Origin of the sequence: Psychroflexus sediminis (assembly GCF_900099815.1) — a bacterium.
GTDB lineage: Bacteria > Bacteroidota > Bacteroidia > Flavobacteriales > Flavobacteriaceae > Psychroflexus > Psychroflexus sediminis.
In genome coordinates this window covers 101,171-120,762 of record NZ_FNCW01000009.1, presented here as the reverse complement: position 1 = coordinate 120,762, position 19,592 = coordinate 101,171, and the positions used below count along the sequence as shown (strand labels likewise).

Here is a 19,592-nt window from a genome sequence, read left to right as displayed (position 1 = left end):
ATTAATACGTATAAAAAATTAGTTGTTTTGTTTTTCTAGCCAGTTTTTGAAACTTTGGAAATTTTGTGGATTGATACCATGACCCACAGGATATTCTTCATAGGTTAAGTCGATATCCAATTGTTCTAGAAATGGCTTATTATTTCTAGCCCACTCTACAGGGATGACCTGGTCCACTTTTCCATGAGAATTATAAATTTTTAACCGGCTGAAATCGTTCGTCTCATATCCCGCTTTAAGCATGTTGGGATCCACGTATCCAGAAAGGCCTATGATATTTTTCAACAGGTGAGGATAGGAAAGTCCTAAAGCAAAGCTTAAAATGGTACCCTGGCTAAAACCTAGCAGGGTGATGTTTTCAGGATCAATGGGATAGGCATTAAGCGCTTCTTCAATAAATGTCTTGACCAGTTCTCTAGACTCTATCGCCTGTTCCACATCACTAAATTTTCCTTGTTGCGCATCAAAATTAATGGCATACCATGCATTTCCCATCGGTTGTAAAGAATGTGGAGCTTTCAGAGAAATAATCAAGTATTCATCAGGCAATTCGCCAGCAAATGAAAACAAATCATTTTCGTCGCTTCCGTAACCGTGAAGCATGAGTAGGAGTGGCGCATTTCCAGATAAGCTAGAAGGTCTTATGAGGTGGGTCAGAGATAAATCTTTAGTTGTCATTAGGTTAGTTTTTTAAAAATGGTTTGGCACAGGTTTCCAATCAGTGGCACTTTGTTTTCTTTTCCAGAAACGGCCCCAATAAATCCGTAAATCCAAAGGATAAAATAAGCCAAATAAAAAGCAGAGCCCACCATCATATTTTGTAATTCAGTCAAGCTATCGTACAATCCATTGATGAACACACCAAATAAAATGATAAGTAAATTTATGCCCAAAGCCTGTCTGATATGAAAACTTGCAAACTCATGCTTGTTTTCATCGGCATTGAGAAATAGGGCCAAAATACTTCCAAATATGGTGAAATAGGCCACAATAGCAGCGGTTTTTCCGCTTCTTTCCTTTTTAATTTTCATAGAACGAATCGTTATAAATACTTCCAAAAACTTTTCCTGTAAGGCTTTCGCCAAGAAATATACTGTTTTTGGATTTAGAAAATATATGCTGTTTTTGAAATGTATATTTTGAATTTGGGTTGAATAAGCTTAAATCTGCCCGTTGGTTAACTTCAATTTTTGAGGTCTCCAGTCCAAATTTCGTCTTGGGTTTAGAAAGTAATGCTGAAGCTTTTTCGACACCAAATAAAGTATTCACTACTGAAAATGCCGATTCTAGACCAATACTGCCATAGCTGGCATTTTCAAATTCGAGCGCTTTGTGCTCTTCGTCCATAGGTTCGTGGTCACAGGTCAGCATATCGATAATTCCGTCCCTTACAGCCTTTTTTAAAGCCTTAAGATCTTCCCGGGTTCGTAAAGGAGGAAAGATTTTGTACTTACTGTCAAAGGTTTCAAGCTTTTCACTGGTAAAGAATAAATGTGGTAAAGCCACACTACAAGTCACTTTGAGTCCTCTGGCTTTCGCTTTTTTTATCAGCTGAACAGAAGCTTTAGTGGAGACGTTTGGAATATGTAATCTTCCACCTGTATAGTCTAAAATATAGAGATCTCTTGCGATTTGAAGTTCTTCAGCTAGATTTGGCATGCCTTTTAAACCGATGTAAGTAGTCAGTTCATCTTCATTCACTTGTGCTTTTCCGGCTATGGATTTGTCCTGAGGATAAGAAAAAACTAAACCGTCAAAAGCCTTCACATATTGCAAAGCTATTTTAAATAAGTTTGCATCTGCGACAGGTGTTTTGAAGTCATAAAATCCAACTGCACCTGCCATTTGCATGTCATAAAGTTCTGCAAGATTCTTCCCGTCGAAGCCTTTGGTTAAGGCACCAAGCGGCTTGATGTCTATGAGCTGCTTGTCAATTTGCTGCTGTAAAAACTTAACCGATGAATTTGTATCGGTTATGGGATTGAGATTTGGGTTTAACAAAAAACTTGTGAAACCGGATTTTCTCGCTGTAACAACTCCGTTACTGAGGGTTTCTCGTTCTTCAAAACCTGGCTCGCCAAATGAAACAGAACTATCAAAAAATCCACCGGAGACATGTAAGTCTTCAAAACTTATAATCCTATCAGCTTTTTCTAGTTTGTCTTCAATTTTGGTGATTACTCCATGTTCTATGAAAATATCCTTGGTTTTCAAATGATAAGGACTCTCTGAGTCAAGAATTTTAGCAGATTTTAAAAGCAGGGAAGACATAGGCATTATTTTAAAAATCTTAGAATTAAAAGTTCCACTAGAAAGAAACCAAATGCAAAAATAAGCATCCAAACCCAAAGCTCAAGGATTTTTCGTTCTTCTGTAAAAGAATTAAAGGCTTCTGGAATAGAAGAAAAGCTTTTGGTTTCTAAAGAACTCAAATCTAACGGGTTGAGTTGACTTTCGTTACGGTCGTGATTAAAACTTAAGTTCATTAAAACCGAGTCGTCTTGACTAAGTTGATAATGTCCGGGCGATTTTGGTTGATACTGCGTGTTGATTTGGATAGAATTCCCGATTCGGGTTTGTTGAGGAATCACTTGTTGATTCTCGTTTTTGAGTTTTAAAACCTCATCTTTTCCAAGATTCGCTTTTACCTTGATAAGGTTTTTTTGACCAATAATAGAATAGAGTTGAGGGCTTGGACTACTTTGCAGGGCTATATTATAAAATACAGGAACTATTAATGGCGAATTGATGAAATTGGATATGTCAGTATTTAGGGGGGAAGCAAAACTATAAACCTGATTCTTTTCTGCTAAGAAGGCTTGCCCATTACTAAATTTTAAAATAGGCGTGAAGGAGGGATGAATGTCCAAAACTAAAGAAGAAGATGGATAATCAAAATTTTGAATCTTCTCTGAAAATACATTTTCAAACAAAGGATGTTCAAAATTGATGCCTGTAACTTCTCTTGATGTAGTTGTTGAATTTTCATAAATATTTGGAAGGCCCTCAAGCTGCTTAAAGTATCCTGGAGTTGTAGATACGTGGGGAATGATAACCAAAGTGCCGCCATTATTTTGAAAGTCTCTTAATCGACTGATGAGGATAGGATTGATATTCTCAAGTTCATTTAAAATAACAAGGCTTGCTTCTGAAATTTTAGAATAATCAAAACTATTAATCGAATACTCATCAAAATCAAACAAATCTGTTTGATAAATGGAAGGCAGAAAGGATTTATAAGCACTGGATTGCCCATTCAAAGCTAAGACCTTAATCCTTTTTTCTTTATTTAAGCTGAAAAACAAAACATTGTCATAGGACATAACGTCGCTTTCTATTTCTAACTTTCCATTTTTAAAATCCCTGGTAGACAAATTAAAATCCACTTGTGCAGATAAAGATTCTTCAAAAATTGCTTTTGTTTTTGCTATGAGTTCATTGTTATCGTAAAGTGATACTGTAATATCCTGTCCTGTTTGAGCATTTGATCTGATTTCTGCTTGTATAATTTTAGTGCTGTTACTGGTTCTTAACTTAGCAGAATCAATACTGAAATTTTCAAGCGAAAAAGCTTGTTCAAGGATTAGAAATAATTCCAGATTTCCAGGAGACTTCAGGCGAACGCCATCTTCAAAGTTAAGCGCATCTGATATCATAAATAAACTATGATTAGACTCGGGTTTTTGAAACAAAGACTCCGCTTGAAGCACTATGTTTTCAAAACTTAGTTGAACGGGAGCAAAATCAATAGAAAAAAAATCTGCTTTGATCGAGCTCTTCGTGACATTTTTCCAACTCTTGTCGTTTGTAAATAATGAAAACCTCTGCTCCTTACCGAGTTGATTCCATAAATTTTGCTTGGCTTCTTCGAGTAATGTCATACGCTCGCCCTGTAATTCCATAGAAAAAGAGTTGTCCAGATAGATGACGATTTCGTTATCTTTTAAGGCGGTTTCGGTGGAGGGAATAAAAGGCTTGGCAAAGGCCAAAACTAAAAAAACCAGACCTAAAAGTCTGGTGGAAAGGATTAACCATTTTTTGATCGTGGAGCTTTTTCTGGACTGCAACTTAATACGTTCCAGAAGGGCAACGTTGCTAAATTTAGTAGTTTTGTATTTCCTGAGCTGAAATAAATGAACTAAAAGAGGGATGAGAAGCAAAAATAAAAAGTAAAGAACCTCGGGATTTTCAAAAATCATAGTTTAATTCACTTTTTTAGTGCGTTCTATAGTAAACTCAAAGGTGGTTTCTTGTCCTTCTACAGAATTTACTGATATTTTACCCCCCAAATTATGTATCATTTTCTTCACGGTAGACAATCCGATACCATTTCCCTTATTGCCTTTTCTGTCATTGTCTGCAGCGGTTGAAAACAAATTAAAAATTTCTTTTTGTTTGTCTTTTGGGATGCCAATACCATTGTCTTTGACGAAAAAACGATAAAAATGAGGTTCTTTCCTGAAATCGATATGAATCTCAATTTTATCTTTATCGTTGTATTTTAAGCTATTCCCTATCAAATTGAGTAGAATTTGCTCCAAAGCGATCCTGTTGGTGTAAATCTTATCGCTATCTTCTGGAAAAGTGATATCACAATCATCACCGATATCCAGCATTTCAACAATATCCTCCACAAGCGTATGAAAATCAAATTTCTCAAGAGCGTCTTCATTATTGGTGATGGAGTCACTTTCGTAATGCGTGAGAATATTAGAGATATAGTCACTTAACTGAAAAGAGGATTTTTTCAAATTATTGAGATAGTCTAAGCCCGCTTCGTCTAGTTTGCCTTTGTATTTTGCTTTCAAAACATCTATAGTCACAATCATATTGGCCAAAGGCATTTTCATATCATGAGAGACTACGCCAGCAAAATTCCTTAGTTGGGCGTTTTTTTCTTTTAATTGTTTTTGAGTCTTTTTTAAACCTCTATTGATGGCATGAAGCTCAAATAATTTGATAACCTGGTTGGCCAAAGATAAAATGCCTTCTCTTTGCTGGGGCGATAGAGTTCTCGGCTGGTGATCTAAAACGCAAAGGGTTCCTAAGGCGTAACCATATTTATCTCTAAGAGGAACTCCTGCATAAAAAATTATTTGATCTTTGCCGTTAACAAGAGGATTTTCATGAAATCTTTCATCTTTTCGAGTATCGGAAACTTCCATTAATTCATCGTCGGCTTGTATAGCAAGATTGCAAAACGCATATTTCTTGTTGGTCTCGCAGTAATCTACTCCAATTTTAGATTTGAACCACTGCCTGTCTTCATCAAGTAATGAAATCAAAGCAATAGGTGTGTCACAGATAGAAGCTACCAACTTGGTGATTTGGTCATATTCCTGCTCAGGTAAAGTATCCAGGATATTCAAGGACCTCAAGGCTTCTAGTCTTTGGGATTCATTTTTGGGATTGGTTTCCATTCAAGTTTTATTTTATAAAACTAATTCTAAATATATTCGACCTGCAATATACAAAAAATTAAAGCTGAAGGCTTACTCTTAAAAACTTTCAAAAGCACCTAATCCAAAGAGCGCAAAATCATACTTGACAGGGTCATTAGGGTCCAGAAGTCTTAAATTTTCATCCAGTTCTTTCACTGCTTTCGCATCGTTTTGTTTCCTGTGAAGAAGTCCGAGTTCCCTGGCTATTCTTCCTGAATGCACATCCAGCGGACAAGATAAAAGGGATGGCGACAAAGCCTCCCATATTCCAAAATCTACACCATTTTGATCCTTTCTCACCATCCAGCGCAGAAACATATTAATGCGTTTTGCCGCTGAATTTTTTTCGGGGTCGCTTACATGCTTTTCGGTTCTTTTTTTATGATCAAGTTGAAAAAAAATAGACTTAAAGTGATGAATAGCTGGCTGTAAAGAATTTTGAGTTTGATAGGTAGAAAAAACAGACTCTAAGCCATTATATTGTACGTAAATAAACTTTAAGGCTCTGATAAAATATTTTAAATCTTCGGCATTAAAGGTTCTATGTACAAATCCTTCACAGGCTTTAAGGTCTTTTTCCGAGTGGTTTAGAATGAAGTCAAAAGGTTCAAATTGTAAAATCTTACATAGCTTTTCCCCGTTATTGAGGATGCTTTTTCGATTACCCCAGGCAATAGTGGCTATTAAAAATCCGATAATTTCAATGTCTTTTTTTTTCTGAAATTTATGGGGTATGGAGATGGGATCGGTAGCTATAAACTTAAACTGATTATACAATTCAGCTTTTTCATCTAAAAAGGATTTTAAATCTAAGATTTTAGACGAATTGGCCATCTCTCATCTCTAATTTTCGATCGGCCATGTCTGCTAATTCATCGTTGTGAGTGACAATCACAAAGGTTTGATCAAATTCATCTCTTAAATTCAAAAACAATTGATGAAGTTTATCTGCAGAAGCAGAATCTAAATTTCCTGAAGGTTCATCGGCAAAAATGACTTTTGGCTGGTTGATGAGTGCTCTTGCCACTGCTACACGCTGTTGTTCTCCTCCGCTGAGTTCATTGGGTTTGTGATTTGCTCTGTGGCCAAGATCTAAATAACCAAGCAATTCTTTGGCTCGCTTTTCAGCTTCACATCTCGAGGTGCCATGAATAAAAGCGGGTATACAGATATTTTCTAAAGCAGAAAATTCTGGAAGCAATTGATGAAATTGAAATATAAAGCCGATATTTTGATTTCTAAACCTGGCTAATGCCTTTTTCTTGAGCCCGTTTATTTGTTGACCAGCAATCTCTATACTTGAATTATTCTCGGTATCCGGTTGTTCCAGAGTACCTAAAATTTGAAGCAAGGTTGTTTTTCCTACTCCTGAGGGACCAACAATAGAAATAATTTCTTTCTGTTGAATCTCTAGATTTATGTTGTTTAGTACTTTCAGCTCTCCGTAATGTTTGCTGATGTGCCTGGCCTTTATCATGAATTGGAATTGAACTTCAAAAGTCAGAATAAAATCTGAATTAAAAAAAAGTCATCAGCTACTAATATTTCCTTAAATCAAAATATAATGTTTAATATATACGTAGATTTGTTCAACAAAATATAATTTATGTCAGAACAAAATTTACAATTAGCCACGTTTGCCAACGGATGTTTTTGGTGTACGGAGGCTGTTTTTCAAAGACTTGAAGGCGTAGAGGAGGTAAAATCCGGTTTTACGGGCGGACGTATCAAAAACCCACCGTATAGAGAAGTGGTGATGGGTAGAACAGGTCATGCAGAAGCGATACAAATTTCTTATAATCCAGAAGTTGTGGATTATAAAACCCTGTTATATGTATTCTTTTCCACTCATGATCCTACAACATTAAACAGGCAAGGTTACGATGTAGGGGAACAATATAGAAGTGAAATATTCTACCATACAGAATCACAAAAAGAAACGGCAATTGCTGTCATTCAAGAACTGGAGTACGAAAAAATATTTGAAGATAAAATTGTGACTAAGCTATCTCAGGCTTCAGAGTTTTATTCAGCTGAAGAAGAACACCAGAATTTTTATAACAATTTTACTGAAAACAGGTATTGTCAATTGGTTATTGAACCAAAACTAGCCACCTTAAGAAAAAAGTTTAGCCATCAACTCAAATCATAACTCATGTCTTACAAAACTTACGAAGAATATACCCAACCTTTTGTTGGGGAAATAAAATCAAATTATTTATCGATTTTAGAAAATATTGGAGAAGATCCTTCAAGAAGCGGTATTTTAAAAACACCGGAACGGGCTGCGAAAGCCATGCAGTTTTTGACTCAAGGTTATGAGATGGATCCTCAGAAAATTTTGCTGGGAGCTATGTTTGAAGAAGATTATGATGATATGGTCTTGATAAAAGATATTGAACTGTATTCCCTTTGTGAACACCATATGCTTCCTTTTTTTGGTAAAGTCCATATTGCATACATTCCAAATGGCAAAATTGTTGGTCTCAGTAAAATTCCTAGAGTGGTAGATGTTTTCGCTAGACGTCTGCAGGTTCAGGAGCGATTGACCCGTGATATTCTGGAATGTATTAACAACACCTTACAACCTAAAGGAGTGGCGATAGTTATTGAAGCTCAGCATATGTGTATGATGATGAGAGGTGTGCAGAAGCAAAATTCTGCCACCACGACTTCAGGATTTAGAGGTGCTTTTAGAAATCAGGAAACCCGAAATGAATTTCTTAAGCTGATAAGTTAAAATCTAAACTGATATTTTAAAAAAGCATATTCAAAATAGGATATGCTTTTTTAATACCATTTTATAGTGAATAACTTAAAGAGTATAGATAGATCCAGTAAAACAATGAAGCGAATGCGTTTATCATAATTTTCTTCGCCAATTTCTCAGCCATTACTAAAATATACGGGCTGGTAGAGTTCAAAAATTCTTCAACAAAAGTAAGCCTCATCCTAGGATCATAAATTAATTGAGCAATCCTTGAGAAATTCACAATTTATTTCTTAAAAAGAATATAAAATAAAAGTAAAACCTTAAGTATAATTAAATATTAATTAATTTACATACATTAATTTATAAAATATTTGTTATGAAAAAATTTAAGCTTTTATTCGCGCTAATTATTTTGTTTTTTAGTTTTTCATTTGTTGCTTGTACGAATGATGAAAATAATTTAAATAATGGTGATAATCAAAATGAATTATTAGAATCTACCAAGATACCTTATGATATGGGAGGAATTAAATTTGGTTCTATTGTTTTACCAAGAGGAACAAAATCTCGAATTAGTGATAATGGCTCGAGATTAGATTTTAAGTTACCTGAAAATTATATTTATATTGCAACAGATGCTAATGGGAAAGCATTTATAGCAAATCGTGGTAGTTACACATGCGAAAGCACTTGTAGTGGTGGTTGTGATGTTGTAAAATTAGGAAAAGTTGTTGGTTGTTCTGCCTGTCCTGAAGGTAGTACAGAATCTTGTACCGGTTCCAGAGGAAAAGAAACAATCGAAGAGAACAAGTCTTCTTTTACTCATCAAATTGGAGATGGGCAAAGAGGAGGTTTAATTAATCTTGAAAGTGGCATTAATTTTATGACAGATTCTTCAAAAAGGGAAAATTCAAATAAAAATGTTCCCAGCTTTGATGTTTTAATGAAACTCCCAAAATTTGAATCTGAATTTAAAAGGTTTTACGATAAATTATGGGATGGAAATTCCCCTAACAATAAAAATTCAAAAGCAGTTTTAGTTGATTTTTATGGACAAACAATATCTCTTTTAATTCCACTTGAAAATTATAAAAAAATCAACTGAAGTTTTAGAGGAAGGTGATGATATTTCATGTAGTTGTAGTAGTGGATCTTCAGGATGTTCTCTCAAGAAAATTAAAAGAAATTTAATAACAGTTGGCTATTCTTGTGTTGCTGGTGATTGTACATCATGTACTATGAGATGGTAAAAAGTCTCGAAATGAAAATTTCAGAAATGGGGTTAAATTAAAATTTAACCTTTTTATCTTTTTATACATATAAGATGAAAACAGGGAAACAATATAAGGATCGAATAACGACCATAAACCATTAAATTTATTTCTCATCTTTTCAAACTTGAATCCAACTCTTAAAACTAAGAGTTCAGACTAAGCCAAGGATTACCAAGCCAAAGATTTGGTATAGAATTAATTAGGACGACATAGAGCGGCAAATGAACTAATTAAATACGTCATTAAATGGTTATTTGGCATTAATACCATTTTCTCGTAAATAACTTGAAAATAGTTGATAAATCCAGGGAAACTATAAATCTTACGCGCTGGTCATAGTTATCTTGACCTATTTCCCAGCCTTTACTTGAATAAACTGGTAGATAAAGCTCAAAATAATCCTCGACGAAACTTAGTCTTATTCCAGAGTCGTAAACGAACTGTGGATTTGCGCCACTATTTTTAAAAAAACCTGCATCTCCATAAGCAAAAATCCAGTTCCATATGGTTGTGCTTACATTGGTAGAAGCTATCCAACTGTCTGCAAATCTTTGATCAAATTGAGACTTGAAACCGCCTTCTGCCATAATAAACTGCTGACTAAATAAGCCGCTTTCTTCACTTCTCCCATAGTAATTGTAATCAAATAAATAATCGGTAGGTCTATCCAGAGCAAAGCTGAAGAAATCTGAATCTTTGGCGTCATTATATAAAAACAAACCACCATAAAACCTTGCATTTATTTGCCGGTTATTATTGAAAAGTTTTCTAAAACTAAAGGTAGAAGAAACCTTAGAGAATTTTTGTGAAATTTGATAATCAATTGACGTCGTAAAAAATCGATCCAGATTTTTATTTGAAAAATTATACCGTATGTTGAAAATATTATAATTGGGCTCTTCTGTTTCTACAAATTCATTTATATCTTGATCGACATTGACTGTCCTCACAAAGAGGTTGTGTCTGGCATTATCTCGTAAATCCTGAGGCCTATAGGTCATCCCTATATAACCGGAATAACGCCTATAAAACAAATCTACATTATATGAAAACCTGGAGCCTGTCAATCCATATCGCACTTGAAACAGATCTTCTTCTTTCAAAAAATGAGTATAATCTATAGAAGCTCCACCAACCAAGGCGTTACTTGTAAGGCCATACTTCGGATTGATTTTAAAACTTAGTTGTTTCGGGAGAAGGGAGGTGTTATATAATTTTGGACCTAAGGCTAGTCCATCATAAAGGTTGTAAGTAAACTCAGGAGTAATAAATAACTGATTATACTTGGGGTCTTCTATATCTTCAAGAAGTCTGAATTGAAAGGGTTTATTTAGAATTTTACCCCTGCTTTTGTAGTTGTTTCTAGGATTTATCTCAGGAATTACTTGCTCGTAATTCACTGCAATTTGATCACTTCCTAGGTCCTTAAGGTAAACTGTGGTATCCCTTTTAAAAGCATTCACCCATTGCTTCGAAAGTATGTTATCCTCTTTTAACTGGTAAACAGCAATCGGCATTGCATTCCTGGTTTTATTGATAATTTTGATTTCCAGAGAGTCTGATATTTTTTTTACCTTCTTAATTTTAAAATCAATATCTTTTGAACTTCCTAAATAATTTGTGTAAAACCAGGAGATATCTTTATCTGTTAATGAAGCTAGTATTTTGAAATAATCATCTGGTTTTGAGCGTTTTGACCTATGTTTATTAAAGTAAATTTTTAAGCTCTGATTAATGATGTCTTTTCCTAAATAATCTTCTAAATATTTGAATCCCAACCCCCCTTTATAGGGATTGGAGAGCTTTTGATTAAACTTGAGGAGACTATCTTGAGGAAAATCAACGGGCTGTCCTAAATTCTGTCGGATTGTCGTTTGGTGAATAAAGTTATACCTATCATTAAACTTTAAATCTGCGGCATGAAACCACCGCACTCCAATAAAATTTGAAAACGAGCCAAGTAAGTTGACATCAGGGTAATAAGTTTCAACATAATCCATCATAACTTTCACCAGTATGGCATCGAGAAACCATTGGTTTTCTCTTGTATCTGTAAGCAGAGAGCGTCTTAAGTACTGGTCTGTAATGGTTTTAAGAACTTTTATGTCATATTGAAATCCATCAGGAAAAGGTCTTATAAAACTAGGTAATTGATTGAGTCCGTATACTGGAGAGGTGTTGTAATCTTCTTCAGTAATTACCATGGATTTGAATTCAAAATCACCAAAACGACCTTCCAAAAAATAGACAATTCTGTCCAAAATAAGCGCTTCAATCTCAGGTCTTAATTCACTATCCTTTAGATTGGTAATTAAAGTAACATGATCTGTCTGTACAGATTCAAAATCATTTACCTGCTTAACGTATAATGTAGTCCCTGCCAAATTCTCACCTCTAAGCTCTACTTTCCTATAAGTCGTCAGATGGCTTTCTGAATTTGATTGCTCAAAACTTGATTTTATGATATAAGTATTTGGAAATTCGAGAAATAGGTCGTAATCCATTCTCTGTAAAGGATAATCGTTGAGATCTTTATGGCTATACAAAATCCAGCCTTCATTGTAAACAGCAGGAGAAATAAGCCATTGCTTCAAGTTCAGCTCACGGTTATTCCAGCCAAACCCGGTAAATTTCTGATCAGGAACAACAAGTGTATAATTCAGATGTATATCAAGGCTTTGACCTTGGGGTAAAGCTTTATCAAGTTTAACTTGAATTAAATCGGGATGTCCCTGGACGAGATTCCAATTGGAATCAGTAAATTCTGTAGATAAAGAATGTATAGTTGTTCCACCTCTTTCATAATCTGATGCGAAGTGAAATCTGCGTACGTATTCTTCCGCATAGCGTTTTGCCAGAGGACTCTCTTTATCGGAAAAGGCGTTTAACCAATTGTATAAATATATCGACTCCAAAGCCTGATCACTTGTGTTTTTAAAACGGATGGTTTGGGTGATGCTTAGCGTTTTTAAATCATCTGAAGTCAGAATATCAGCTGTTATCCTGTTTTGAGAAAAACTCAAAAAAGAAATTAAAAAAAAGCTGAAGTAAAAATATTTTTGATTCAATGGTTTATGTAAAATTTTTGAGTAATAGGGGTTTGATTTACTTTTAAGAAATACAATCCACTGGATAAAGTAGAAACATCAACTGCAAATTCTAAGCTTGAAACCTTAAAAGAGTAAATTTCTTGTCCCAGGGTATTGTAAATGATGACCTTTTCGGAAAGAAGATTCGGAGAAAATTTTAAGGCTAAGCGATCTGAAACAAGGTTTCCATTAGTCAGTTTTACCGGGCTTTCCGCAACAAATTCATTTGTGGATAATAATTCTTCTTTTACATTCAAACTCATCACTACCGGCAGGTGATCACTCATCATATAAAGCCATCCTCTTAATTCCTGATCAAATGTTCCAGCACAATCTATACTATTGATGTTATCATTAAAGCAATTGCCGTTGTTTCCCCAGGCTTTATAAGAACCCTGAATAAAACTAATGCTGTTTGTTGGTGAGTTTAATGCGTCTGAAATCAACATCATATCGAATCTATCATCCAAACCCCCTCCAGCTCCATAATCTGCAAAATCCACATTGCTTAAGCGAGTACTTTGGGTATGAATACCAGTAAAATTTAAGTTGTTGTGCCAGTCTCCTAAAGAATTGATAGGATCCAGCATGTTTATAGTGTTTGTCCCGTTTAATAAAGTCTGAAAAGCTGGCTCCGATGAAGAATACATATTAAAATCACCGGCAAGCATAATATTTGTACCTGAAGGAAACCCCTCGATATATTTGATGAACTGCTGGGCTTCATATAAGCGTTCATTTTCATTGAATTGACCGCTTGAAGCCTTAAAATGAGCGACAAAAACTTCAAACGCAATTTTAGAATTTGTCTTAAGCTCAAAGCTGTAATGGTTTATACTCCTGTAATTGGTTTCTATCTGAGCTGTAGAATTCAATTTGAATTTATCGGCATTATAATAAGCCGTTTGATTGATATAAGCTCCTGGATTAGGTAAGAAAGGAGCTTGTACTATATTTGCAGTAGTATAGCGAAATGACTCGTCTAGAATATTTTGAGCGTCTGATGCGGATTCGACTTCGCTTACCATGAACAGATCTGGTTCATAAGTATTCAATATGGAATTTAAAATATCTAAACGTTCTCTTGGCGGAGCGCTGGAAAAATTCAAGACATTGTAAAACATGGTTTTGATTTCTGTTTGTCCATAACTAAAATGTGAACTTAAAAAAACAAGAAACAGAAGTATTAGTTTATTCATAAATTAAAAATTAAAAATTAGGACTTAAATCATATTGATTATAAAATCTATCTAAAATCTCGACGACTTCATCCTCGGTATCAACCAGTTCAATCAGATCAAGATCTTCAATACTTACCGTTCTAAGTCTTTCAGCCAGGGTATTCTTGATCCAATCCAGTAATCCTCCCCAAAACTCAGTCCCTACTAAAATAATAGGAAATTTATCAATTTTCCGGGTTTGGATGAGTGTTATGGCTTCAAAAAGTTCGTCTAATGTTCCAAAACCTCCTGGCATCACCACAAATCCCTGAGAATACTTTACAAACATGACTTTTCGAACAAAAAAGTAATCAAAATCAAGGCTTTTATTAGCATCGATATATGGGTTATCGTGTTGTTCAAAAGGTAAATCAATATTGAGACCGACAGAGGTGCCACCTCCAAGATTAGCACCTTTGTTACCCGCTTCCATGATGCCAGGTCCGCCGCCAGTAATAATGCCATAACCTTGGTCTACAATTTTATGAGCTACTTTAACAGCAAGTTCATAATATTTTTCGCCCGGTTTTGTTCTTGCAGAACCAAAAATAGAGACACAGGGACCTATTTCACTTAGGCGTTCATAACCATAAACAAACTCACTCATGATTTTGAACAGGGCCCAGCTGTCATTAGTTTTTATCTCATTCCAGTTTTTTGGATGTTTATCTACCATGCTTTAATTGTTATTTTAATTCTTTCTTTAAATACTCCGCCGTGTAGCTTTTTTTATTTTTAATGAGTTGTTCAGGAGTTCCTTTAGCAACCAGTTCTCCTCCTTTTTTTCCTCCTTCATAACCGATGTCAAAAATATAGTCTGCAAGTTTAATCACATCCATATTATGTTCAATTACCAAAACTGTATTTCCTTTATCAACTAATTTTTGCAGCACTTCCATCAAGACGCGAATATCTTCAAAATGAAGGCCAGTTGTGGGCTCATCTAAAATATAAAACGTGTTTCCGGTACTGATTTTTGATAATTCCGTAGCAAGCTTAATTCTTTGTGCTTCACCACCAGATAAAGTTGTACTCTGCTGACCCAAAGTTATATATCCTAAACCAACATCCTGTATGGTTTTCAGTTTTCTATAAATTTTCGGAATAGGCTCAAAAAAAGAAGTGGCTTCATTTATAGTCATTTCCAAAACATCGCTTATAGACTTTCCTTTGTAACGGATTTCTAAAGTTTCACGGTTAAAGCGTTTACCCATACAAGTTTCACACTCTACGTAAACGTCAGGTAAAAAATTCATTTCTATCACTTTAACTCCAGCTCCACCACAACTTTCACAACGCCCACCTTTTACATTGAAACTGAATCTGCCAGGTTTATACCCTCTGATAAGGGCTTCTGGCGTCTTGGCAAATAAACTCCGAATTTCACCAAAAACACCAGTATAAGTCGCAGGATTGGAGCGTGGTGTTCTTCCAATAGGAGATTGATTGATGTCTATGACTTTATCCAAATGCTTCAGACCTCTCACGGTTTTGTGGGGAAGGGCCTCCATTTTCCCGTTGAAAAAATGATTATTCAGAACGGGATAAAGCGTGTCGTTTATAAGCGTTGATTTACCACTTCCGGAAACTCCGGTAACGACAATGAGCTTTCCAAGTGGTATTTTGATGGAAACATCTTTCAAATTGTTCCCGGTAGCATTCATCAGATGCAAATGCTTACCATTTCCTTTTCTACGTGACTCAGGAATTTCAATTTTTCTTTTTCCTGAAAGGTAATCTGCCGTTAAAGTATCATGCTGCAAGATGGTTTCAGGATCTCCTTCGCTTATGATTCTTCCTCCATTTTTTCCGGCATGCGGACCAATATCTATGACATGATCTGCTCTTTCTATCATGTCTTTATCGTGTTCTACAACAATAATTGAATTCCCAACATCTCTTAAAGCCACTAATGAATTGATGAGTTTTTCATTGTCCCGCTGATGAAGGCCAATGCTAGGTTCGTCCAAAATATATAAAACTCCAACGAGCTGAGAACCGATTTGAGTCGCTAGGCGAATACGTTGAGCTTCGCCACCAGAAAGGGTTTTGGAACCTCGATTCAAATTGAGGTAATTAAGCCCAACATCTTCTAAAAACGAAAGTCTGGTTTTTATTTCTTTTATAATTCCTTCTGCAATTTTCTGTTCGCTTTTCCCCAGTCTTTTTAGCAAATCCTTAAAAAAATTGACCAGTTCATCCACATCCATATTGACAATATCCCCAATATTTTTCTCGTCGATTTTATAATATAGAGATTCTTTTTTCAAACGGCTACCATCGCAGGTTTCGCAGGCTTTCTTGTCCATGTACTTTTTAGCCCAGCGTTTAAGAGCAGCGGAAGATTCTTTTTGATGAAATGTGTCTTCGATGAATTTGGCAACACCTTCAAAGTTATAGCTTAAGCTTTTATTTACTTTAGAGGTTTCGCTATACTTCTCAAATCTAGCTTGCCCACCATGAAGAATGACTTCCAGCGCTTCTTTTGAAATGCTTTCAATCGGATCTGTCAGTGAAAAATCAAAATGTTCGGCTATAGATCGAAGTTGTTTGAATACCCAGTTGTTTTTCTTTTCTTTCCCGTGAGGTTCAATCCCACCTGCTTTGATTGATAAAGTAGGGTCTGGGATGATTCGATCGAGATTGATTTCATAAACTTCTCCAAGACCATTGCATTTTGGACAAGCTCCTTTTGGAGAATTGAAGGAAAAATTATTGGGTTCGGGGTTGGGGTAGGAGATCCCCGTCGTAGGGCACATTAAATTTCTACTAAAAAACTTAGGGTCTTTTTTATCCTGTTCCAGAATCATCATCACGTTATTGCCCTGCTTCATTGCGGTAGCAATACTTTCACTAAGACGCTTATTCGTGTTGATATCATCATTGATTTTAAGACGATCTACAACAATTTCAATATCGTGGATTTTATAGCGATCCACTTTCATTCCTTTTTCAATGTCTTTTATTTCGCCGTCAATTCTTACCTTGAGGAAGCCTTGTTTAGCAATTTGTTCAAAAAGTTCCCGGTAGTGTCCTTTTCTGGAGCGTATGACTGGTGCTAAAATATTGACTCTCTTTCCTTCAAAATCTTCTTTGATTTTATTCTGAATTTGCTCATCGGTAAAACTTACCATTTTTTCACCAGTTTTATAACTGTAGGCAGTTCCAACTCTGGCATAGAGAAGTCTGAGGAAATCGTAAATCTCCGTGATGGTACCCACAGTACTTCTGGGACTCTTGGATGTTGTTTTTTGTTCTATAGCGATGACTGGAGAAAGCCCGTCAATTTTATCGACATCGGGACGCTCCAAACCTCCAAGAAATTGTCTGGCATAGGCAGAAAAGGTTTCAATATAACGGCGTCGCCCTTCCGCATAAACAGTATCAAAGGCAAGAGACGATTTACCTGAGCCGGATAAACCTGTGATGACCACCAGCTTATTTCTGGGTATTTTTACGTCAATATCTTTTAAATTATGGACTCTAGCCCCTAGGACTTCAATAAATTCTTCTTTTTTTCTCATAGCAATTTCAACGCGCGAATTTAAGTAATCTAAATGATATTATATGATATAATCCCATTTGCTTATCAATTGTTGAAAGCCAAAAAAAAGATACAAATTATAAATTAAACAGAGGCCTTAAATACTAATACCAGCAGGAAGCAAATCCTTGTATTTAATTCTGTTTTTTCTAAAAAACTTCGCAATTTCGGGAGAAGTGGGCATTACTTTGAAGCGGGTATCTTTAAAACTGTCTAATATTTTAGAGATAAACTGATTCTGTGTTTCAGAATCAATAAATTTTTCTGGAATTGTAAGTTTGGTAAGAAATACTTTTCTATCGTGTTCCGAAAATTCAACAGCAAGAAGTTCTCCACCAATTTTGGTTTCGTATTGTCTTTGAAACTCATTTTTAGTTACTTCAAAGTCTTTTTCCATATTTCAAAGATTTGTAATTTAAGTATAGGGTAATTTACAAAGATGAACTGATTTGTAAATTAATATATTGGACAACAAAGGTAAACAATAAATTTAAAACCTATTTTTGTACTTAAGTTATATGAAAATCTAAGTGGAAGTGATTAAGGTTTACATGATGCCAGGCATGGCGGCGAATCCAACAGTATTTGAGAGGATAGAATTACCCGAAAAAGAATTTAAAATCATTTGGTTAACTTGGAAAATCCCCAAAAAAGAGGAGTCTCTTACTGACTATGCTAAACGCATGACAGAAGAGGTGACAACACGTGAGGCCGTCGTGCTAATTGGAGTATCTTTTGGAGGGGTTTTGGTGCAAGAAATGAGCAAATACTTAAACCTTAAGCGGCTAATCATTATTTCGAGTGTAAAAACCAAACACGAATTACCTAAGCGAATGAAATTTGCCAGAGACACAGGGGTTTACAAAGTTTTACCCACAGGTTTGCTAGATTACATCACTCACATCGAAAAACTTCCTCTGGGGGATTTGATCAGAAAGCGTTTGAAGTTATATCAACAATATTTATCCATTAATGATAAAGAATATTTGAATTGGGCAATAAAAGAAATGCTATGTTGGAATCAGGATAAACCCATTGAGAATATAATACATATACATGGAGATGAAGATTTAGTATTTCCTATTAAAAATATTGAAAATAGCATTGTTATTCCAAAAGGAACTCATATAATGATTCTAGTTAAATACAAGTGGTTCAATAAACACTTACCTGAATTGATATCAGAAGGAAAAATCAGCTCACAATTATAACAGACAACTATGAAACTTGATACTTTTTTTAAAAAGATAATATTTACACTGGGAATAGTAAGCCTCACCCTTGGTACTTACTTTACTATTTCTAGTTTCATGGCTACAGAAAAAAATGAAAACACAACTATAACTCCGGAGAAAAGCTTTAAAAATGATTATAATATTTTTGCCATAGACCTGCCTGAGGAAGTCGATTTTGCCGGAGAACGCACCCCTTTGGAAATTACAGATATCAAAGAGCGGTTGGACAAAGAATTATTAGTCAATACCTATTGGCAGTCCAATGCTTTATTATTGATTAAAAGATCTCATAAGTACTTTCCAATTATAGAGCCTATCCTGAAAGAGTATGAAATTCCAGAGGATTTTAAATATCTGGCAGTGGCTGAGAGTGGTTTGGAACAGGTCGTTTCTCATGCAGGCGCTACAGGCTTTTGGCAAATCATGGAAGCAACAGCCCAAGAATATGGTCTGGAAGTAAACGACAATGTAGATGAGCGATATCATATCGAAAAAGCTACTAGAGTGGCTTGTGAATATTTGAAAAAATCTAAAGAGCGTTTTGGCAGTTGGACCTTAGCTGCAGCAGCATATAATGCCGGCAATTATGGTATTTCTAAGGAGATGAATCGTCAAGAAGTTGAAAATTATTACGATTTACTCCTTAACCCTGAAACATCCAGATATGTGTTCAGAATTATAGCCTTAAAACATATTTTGTCCAATCCTAAAGAGTTTGGTTTTCACTTTGAAGAAAAAGATCTTTATGAAATCCAACCCCTTAAGACTGTAGAGGTGGATACAGCCGTAACAGATTTTGTGAGATTTGCTGAAAAATTCAACATGAATTATAAGACGCTTAAAATCCATAATCCCTGGCTTAGAGATAAACATTTAGATAACTATTCAAAAAAAGTTTATAGCATTAAAGTCTTAAAATAATTTCTTTTGTAGTTCTGCTTTTACGATTAGCTTTGATGTAATTGGATTATTTGCTGGATTTTTGAGTGAGGTGTTAGATATAGTAGGAGGGTGCTCTTATGTTATCCGATACTTTTTTAAAAGTTTCTCAGCATCAAGCCCTAGAAAAAGGTTTA

Annotated in this window: 17 protein-coding genes; 5 read left to right on the top strand and 12 right to left on the bottom strand. The window is 35.2% G+C overall.

Features of this window, described 5'->3' with window-relative positions; translation table 11 throughout:
• Positions 1–18: 18 nt before the first annotated feature.
• The 7 genes from BLP81_RS10000 to BLP81_RS09970 all read right to left on the bottom strand — a co-directional run bounded on the left by BLP81_RS10000 (position 19) and on the right by BLP81_RS09970 (position 6,918).
• The gene (locus BLP81_RS10000) at positions 19–678 is read right to left on the bottom strand and encodes an alpha/beta hydrolase (RefSeq protein WP_093368329.1); all 660 of its coding nucleotides are present in this window, start codon (positions 676–678) and stop codon (positions 19–21) included.
• On the bottom strand, positions 678–1,031 hold the full coding sequence (locus BLP81_RS09995; protein WP_093368328.1) for a magnetosome magnetite crystal formation protein family: 354 nt from the start codon (positions 1,029–1,031) through the stop codon (positions 678–680). Before BLP81_RS09995 ends, BLP81_RS10000 begins: the two co-directional genes overlap by 1 nt.
• Positions 1,021–2,271 (bottom strand): dihydroorotase, encoded by a 1,251-nt coding sequence (locus BLP81_RS09990; RefSeq protein ID WP_245686451.1) that lies wholly within the window; start codon positions 2,269–2,271, stop codon positions 1,021–1,023. The genes BLP81_RS09995 and BLP81_RS09990 overlap by 11 nt, the downstream gene beginning before the upstream one ends.
• A 5-nt stretch (positions 2,272–2,276) precedes the next feature.
• Complete coding sequence (locus BLP81_RS09985) at positions 2,277–4,199, bottom strand: BatA domain-containing protein (protein ID WP_093368326.1); 1,923 nt, start codon at positions 4,197–4,199, stop codon at positions 2,277–2,279.
• A 3-nt stretch (positions 4,200–4,202) separates the two neighbouring features.
• Complete coding sequence (locus BLP81_RS09980) at positions 4,203–5,420, bottom strand: sensor histidine kinase (protein ID WP_093368325.1); 1,218 nt, start codon at positions 5,418–5,420, stop codon at positions 4,203–4,205.
• Between the two features lie 78 nt (positions 5,421–5,498).
• Positions 5,499–6,275 (bottom strand): TIGR02757 family protein, encoded by a 777-nt coding sequence (locus tag BLP81_RS09975; RefSeq protein WP_093368324.1) that lies wholly within the window; start codon positions 6,273–6,275, stop codon positions 5,499–5,501.
• The gene (locus BLP81_RS09970) at positions 6,259–6,918 is read right to left on the bottom strand and encodes an ABC transporter ATP-binding protein (RefSeq protein WP_093368323.1); all 660 of its coding nucleotides are present in this window, start codon (positions 6,916–6,918) and stop codon (positions 6,259–6,261) included. Before BLP81_RS09970 ends, BLP81_RS09975 begins: the two co-directional genes overlap by 17 nt.
• A 129-nt stretch (positions 6,919–7,047) precedes the next feature.
• Between BLP81_RS09970 and msrA the strand changes: the two genes are divergently transcribed.
• The 3 genes from msrA to BLP81_RS09955 all read left to right on the top strand — a co-directional run bounded on the left by msrA (position 7,048) and on the right by BLP81_RS09955 (position 9,259).
• A complete protein-coding gene (msrA, locus tag BLP81_RS09965) occupies positions 7,048–7,593 on the top strand; it encodes a peptide-methionine (S)-S-oxide reductase MsrA (RefSeq protein ID WP_093368322.1) in 546 nt (181 codons plus the stop codon).
• A gap of 3 nt (positions 7,594–7,596) precedes the next feature.
• Positions 7,597–8,181 (top strand): GTP cyclohydrolase I FolE, encoded by a 585-nt coding sequence (gene folE / locus BLP81_RS09960; RefSeq protein WP_093368321.1) that lies wholly within the window; start codon positions 7,597–7,599, stop codon positions 8,179–8,181.
• Positions 8,182–8,530: 349 nt separating this feature from the next.
• On the top strand, positions 8,531–9,259 hold the full coding sequence (locus BLP81_RS09955; protein ID WP_093368320.1) for a hypothetical protein: 729 nt from the start codon (positions 8,531–8,533) through the stop codon (positions 9,257–9,259).
• 429 nt (positions 9,260–9,688) lie between these two features.
• Here BLP81_RS09955 and BLP81_RS09950 read toward each other — a convergent pair whose 3' ends face one another.
• From BLP81_RS09950 to BLP81_RS09930, 5 genes are all read right to left on the bottom strand, one after another.
• The gene (locus BLP81_RS09950; RefSeq protein WP_245686450.1) at positions 9,689–12,451 is read right to left on the bottom strand and encodes a gluzincin family metallopeptidase; all 2,763 of its coding nucleotides are present in this window, start codon (positions 12,449–12,451) and stop codon (positions 9,689–9,691) included.
• A gap of 41 nt (positions 12,452–12,492) precedes the next feature.
• Positions 12,493–13,716 (bottom strand): T9SS type A sorting domain-containing protein, encoded by a 1,224-nt coding sequence (locus BLP81_RS09945; protein ID WP_093368318.1) that lies wholly within the window; start codon positions 13,714–13,716, stop codon positions 12,493–12,495.
• Between the two features lie 10 nt (positions 13,717–13,726).
• A complete protein-coding gene (locus tag BLP81_RS09940; RefSeq protein WP_093368317.1) occupies positions 13,727–14,413 on the bottom strand; it encodes an LOG family protein in 687 nt (228 codons plus the stop codon).
• A 10-nt stretch (positions 14,414–14,423) separates the two neighbouring features.
• A complete protein-coding gene (uvrA, locus tag BLP81_RS09935) occupies positions 14,424–17,261 on the bottom strand; it encodes an excinuclease ABC subunit UvrA (protein WP_093368316.1) in 2,838 nt (945 codons plus the stop codon).
• 117 nt (positions 17,262–17,378) lie between these two features.
• A complete protein-coding gene (locus BLP81_RS09930; protein ID WP_093368315.1) occupies positions 17,379–17,678 on the bottom strand; it encodes a GNAT family protein in 300 nt (99 codons plus the stop codon).
• Positions 17,679–17,835: 157 nt separating this feature from the next.
• On the opposite strand from BLP81_RS09930, the gene BLP81_RS09925 reads away from it, so the two are divergent.
• Complete coding sequence (locus tag BLP81_RS09925; protein ID WP_176752707.1) at positions 17,836–18,492, top strand: alpha/beta hydrolase family protein; 657 nt, start codon at positions 17,836–17,838, stop codon at positions 18,490–18,492.
• 9 nt (positions 18,493–18,501) lie between these two features.
• Positions 18,502–19,437 (top strand): lytic transglycosylase domain-containing protein, encoded by a 936-nt coding sequence (locus BLP81_RS09920; RefSeq protein WP_093368314.1) that lies wholly within the window; start codon positions 18,502–18,504, stop codon positions 19,435–19,437.
• Positions 19,438–19,592: the final 155 nt, after the last annotated feature.